The 1373-nt window shown below is 56.2% G+C and carries 1 protein-coding gene; it reads left to right on the top strand.

Annotation, left to right across the window (positions count from 1 at the left end; genetic code table 11):
- Positions 1–184 precede the first annotated feature (184 nt).
- The gene (locus IM273_RS07660; RefSeq protein ID WP_193051923.1) at positions 185–1360 is read left to right on the top strand and encodes an IS4 family transposase; all 1176 of its coding nucleotides are present in this window, start codon (positions 185–187) and stop codon (positions 1358–1360) included.
- Positions 1361–1373: the final 13 nt, after the last annotated feature.

A 1373-nucleotide genomic window follows, 5' to 3' on the forward strand; every position in this document is an offset into this window, starting at 1 on the left:
AGAACAGGCTGCCCGCAGGGCGAGCGAAGCGAGTCAATCCCCCCCCGGTGCTATATTCAGCTCGGTGCGGCCTGATGCCCTCACCCCAACCCTCTCCCCCGGGGCTGAGGGTTCCCCAGAAAAATGAAAAGCACGATGAAGTGTGATCTACTGGTTGCGCTAACAAATCAGAAGAGACCTCATCGTGCCTTTACAGACAGTCTGCCAGAAATTTTTCTCCGCGTCTTTATCTGACATTCACAGCTTCCGGGTTAATGTCCTTGTTTCCATGGCCGTCGCGCTCACCCACGGCGCATCCCTGACCCTGACCAGCCTGGGGCGAACTCTTCCCGGCAGGGCGCACGTCAAAAATAAAATTAAACGTGTTGACCGTGCCCTGGGTAATACCGCCCTTCACCGTGATATTCCCCGTATTCAGCACCTGCTCACACATACCATCACCTCCCTGATGCCCTTCTGCGTTATCGCTGTCGACTGGACAGGCTGGCATGACAGGAACTGGCATCTTCTGCGGGCAAGCCTGGTCTGTAATGGTCGTTCACTTCCGCTTATGAGTGAGGTTGTTCCCGCAGAGCTGGCACAGAACAGTGATGTCCAGTGCCGCTTCCTTGACCGCCTGCATGCTGCCATCCCGAAAGATAAAGCCGTCACCATCCTTACGGATGCCGGCTTCCGGACAGACTGGTTCCGGCATGTGAGCCTGCTGGGCTGGAGCTTCGCCGGCAGGGTCAGGGGCTGTATCAGCTTCCGGCTGGAGGGAGAGAAAAAGTGGATGAAAATCAGTGAGCTTGAGGCTACCGGGCAACCGGTCTGCGTGGGTTACGGTGTCCTGTCCCGTAAACCCCGTATCCCCTGTTACGGCCGGTTTTATCTGCACAAGCGCCCGGAAGCAGGGCGTCGCGGAAAGAGAGGCATGCCAAAAACACAGCGGGAACACCGCAGTAGTGCGCGGGAGCCCTGGCTGGTGTTCAGTAATGCAGAAGGGCTGGGGCCGCACCAGATAATGGCCCTGTACAGCCGACGAATGCAGATAGAACAAAACTTCCGGGACGATAAAAGCCCACGCTTCGGGTTCGGTCTGAGGCTGAGCCGGAGCCAGGGAAAAGGGCGACTGGAAGTGCTGAATATGGTCGCAGCGATGGCAAGTCTGGTGATGTGGCTGGCAGGTTACAGGGCAGAAAGGCAGTGTTTACACTGGCATTATCAAGCAAGCAGTATCAGGCACAGACGGGTGCTGTCTTACCTGAGTCTGGCAGAAGAGGTGCTCCGGCATGAACCTGGAAAAGTGAGGCGGCTGAATATAGGTAACGAGATGAAAAAGCTGGGAAAAGAGTACAGTAATATGGTCATGGAGGCATGACCATATTACTGGG

This window comes from Enterobacter cloacae complex sp. P13B (genome assembly GCF_014895915.1).
GTDB classification, from domain to species: domain Bacteria; phylum Pseudomonadota; class Gammaproteobacteria; order Enterobacterales; family Enterobacteriaceae; genus Enterobacter; species Enterobacter bugandensis.